This window comes from uncultured Campylobacter sp. (genome assembly GCF_963517995.1).
Classification (GTDB): domain Bacteria; phylum Campylobacterota; class Campylobacteria; order Campylobacterales; family Campylobacteraceae; genus Campylobacter_A.
In genome coordinates, this window is the sequence record NZ_CAUQHQ010000196.1 from 1 (window position 1) to 3,300 (window position 3,300).

The 3,300-nt window shown below is 46.4% G+C and carries 3 protein-coding genes; all 3 read right to left on the reverse strand.

Going from position 1 to position 3,300, the window contains the following annotated elements; translation table 11 throughout:
• Nucleotides 1–372: 2Fe-2S iron-sulfur cluster-binding protein (locus RYL88_RS12440; RefSeq protein WP_314991719.1), on the reverse strand; the 372-nt coding region annotated here is incomplete at its 3' end.
• Nucleotides 365–2,383, reverse strand: a complete 2,019-nt coding sequence (locus RYL88_RS12445) for a fumarate reductase flavoprotein subunit (protein WP_314991721.1) — start codon at nt 2,381–2,383, stop codon at nt 365–367. The genes RYL88_RS12440 and RYL88_RS12445, both read right to left, overlap by 8 nt.
• 18 nt (nt 2,384–2,401) lie before the next feature.
• On the reverse strand, nt 2,402–3,100 hold the full coding sequence (locus tag RYL88_RS12450) for a fumarate reductase cytochrome b subunit (protein ID WP_314991723.1): 699 nt from the start codon (nt 3,098–3,100) through the stop codon (nt 2,402–2,404).
• Nucleotides 3,101–3,300: the final 200 nt, after the last annotated feature.

The following is a 3,300-nucleotide window of genomic DNA, read 5'->3' on the forward strand; positions in this document are numbered from 1 at the left end:
GGTGTGGATCCAGCTCTCTACGCGTTTGCTCATCGCGTTCATCCAGTTGCCCGTGTCTACGCTTAGGTCTTTTAGTAGCTTAAATACCGGCAAAGGCATAAGCTCGATCACGCCGTTTGGATAGTCTTTGGTTAGCGTACGGCAAGCAAGCTTTGGCGTACCGTTAACTAACATACCGCAGCTGCCGCAGATACCTGCACGACAAACGAAGTCAAAGCTAAGATCCGGGTCAAATTTCTCGCGAATTTGATTTAACGCTATAAAAAGCGTCATGCCGTCGGTTTCCTCTAGCTCGTAGGTCGCAAAATGCGGCTTTGAAATTTTGCTTAACGGATTATATTTAAATGCTTTTATGGTTATTTTTCTACTCATATCCTATTCCTGCTCTTTCGTTTGGTGCTTTATATTTAGGCTGAAGATCATAGTGCATTAGCGCTTCTTGGATCTCGTATCTGCCTTTGCCTTCGGCTTCCATTTTGGCGCGGATCTCATCGACCTGTGCTTGGCGTACGGCGCTGTCCGGGTGCTCGATGATGTTACCCTTAGCTCCGTATCCGCGGAATGCCGGCGGAATTTCCATTTTCATAATATCAAGCGGCTCATACACGATAGTCGGTAGTGTATCGCCCTCTTTCCAGCTAGTTAGAGTTCTGTTTAGCCAGTTTAGGTCGTCGCGTTTCGGATAGTCCTCGCGGCAGTGCGCTCCGCGGCTCTCGGTGCGATCAAGCGCGCCTTTTGCGATACAAAGAGCTAGTTTTAGCATCTTTGGTACGCGGTAGGCCTCCTCGAGCTCAGGGTTGCCAAATAGCGCCTTGTTTGTGACTTTGACGTCTAAAGATTGTTTATAAAGCTCTTCTAGCTCTTTTACAGCTACGGCTAGACCTTCGCCCGTTCTAAAGATCGCCACGTGCTCCCACATTATATCTTTCATCTTGTTTTTGATCTCAAATACGTTAAATTTGCCCTCTTTTTCGACAAGGCTCTTTAGATAGTCTTCCTCTTTTTTAACGAATTTTTCGATGTCGTTAGTGTTTATCTCAATCTCGTGTTTACCGCAGTAGTCGGCAAAATAGTCCCCAACGATCATACCTGCAACGACCGTTTCAGAAACGGAGTTGCCGCCTAGACGGTTAAATCCGTGCATATCCCAACAAGCAGCCTCGCCGGCGCTAAATAGACCCGCTAGCGTCGGACTCTCGCCTGTAGGCTTGGTTTTTATGCCGCCCATAGAGTAGTGCTGCATAGGAAGGATCGGCGCCCAGCCTTTACCGCGCTGGCGACCGTTTTCGTCGGCATATACTTCGGTGTCGGCAGGATCGATGCCGTTAAAGATTTCGCAAATTTCTTGAACGTCGCGTAGGTTTTTCTCGATATGCTCGCGTCCTAGGATCGAGATATCTAGCCAAACGTGATATCCGTACGGGCTAGGTACGCCCTTGCCTGCGCGGATATGCTCCATGATGCGGCGGCTTACGACGTCGCGGCTAGCTAGCTCTTTTTTCTCAGGCTCGTAGTCGGGCATAAAGCGATATCCGTCCACGTCGCGTAAAATTCCGCCGTCGCCGCGGCAGCCTTCCGTTAGCAAGATGCCGCTCGGAACGATCGGAGTCGGGTGAAACTGCACCGCTTCCATATTTCCTAGTTGCGCAACTCCCGTTTCAAGAGCGATGGCCGCGCCGATACCCTCGCAAACTACGGCGTTTGTAGTGTGTTTATAAACTCTTCCGTAGCCGCCCGTAGCGATTAGCGTACCTTTTGCGACGTATGCAGTGATCTCGCCGTTAACTAGATCGCGAACGATCGCGCCGTAACAGCGGTTGTTTGCGTGGATTAGCGCGATAGCTTCTTTTCTGTCATGAATTTCGACGTTATGTTTTAGAGCTTCGTTTGCTACGGCAAAAAGCATAGTGTGTCCGGTGGCGTCGGCCGTAAAGCATGTTCTCCATTTTTTAGTTCCGCCAAAGTCGCGAGAGTGGATGAGTCCGTGAACCTCTTCTTTTTCTACGATAGTCGTTTTTTGAGCGTTGATGATAGCGCTTCTCTCGCCTTTTGTTATACGAGTCCAAGGCACGCCCCAAGCCGCTAGCTCGCGAATCGCCTTAGGCGCGGTTTGACAAAACATACGTGCTACTTGCTGATCGCAGCCCCAGTCGCTACCTTTTACCGTGTCAGCAAAGTGTACGTCCTCGTTGTCGCCTTCGCTCATTTTTGAATTTCCCAAAGAGGCTTGCATACCGCCTTGCGCAGCCGCAGAGTGCGAGCGCTTAACCGGGATTAGGCTTAAAACTACCGTACTTAGCCCTTTTTCTCCTGCGGCAACGGCAGCTCGAAGCCCAGCTAGACCGCCTCCGATAACTAATGCATCATAATATTTTACGTTCATTTTTTAAAGCTCCTTTTCCTAAAGACTGATCCACACGAAATCAGCGATCAGCGCGATGACCGCGAGCACTCCAAATACCGCAAATATCGCAGTTTTGGCTTTATTTCTTTTTGCGAACATCTCTTGTTTGTTTACTCCGTCGATGCTTATCCATTTTACGTATAGGCGGTACATTCCCACGCTAGCGTGAACGACCATAAATACAAGTAAAGCGAAGTAAAAAATTTCTAGTTGATGGAAATTTTTAGCTGAATTATCTGCAGTAATATGTCCGCCAAAGACTATATCCACTAGGTGCGCGCTGGCTGCGAAAAATAGAGCAAAACCGGTTAAAAACTGAAACCACCAAAGCGTAGTATCAAGGTGTTTCATGCGGTCCTTATGACCTTTAAACATAATGTATTGTCTATAGTTTGCAGGAAATTTCCTCATCGCTAAAAACGCGTGAGCGATAAAAACGGCGAATATTACCGCGGCTATAACGTTAGTGATCCACCACGTGGCCTCGCCGAATAAAAATTTAGCCTCCGCAAACCCTACGACAGCGTTAAATGCGTCTTTACCAAGTAGTATAGTAGAAGTAAAAACCATATGGCACAATATAAAACAGGCCAAAATAAATCCTGTAATACTTTGCCATCTATCCCAAGCGGCTGGAGTGCGACTTTTTTTGTCGTCCGACCGTTTTCCCAAAAAACCTTCTATAAGCCCGGTCATGAGCCCTCCTAAGAAATTTGAAATAAATTATCATTTCTTAATACTAATTTAAATATTAGTATTAATTGATAAAGCTAATGCTATCAGATTTTTACTTTAATATTTTTTAAACACTTATATTAGAGCTTTGAAAATTTTTTATAAAGCATAGCATAAACAAAAATTCCAAAACCACACATGATAAGTGATAAAATTTGACC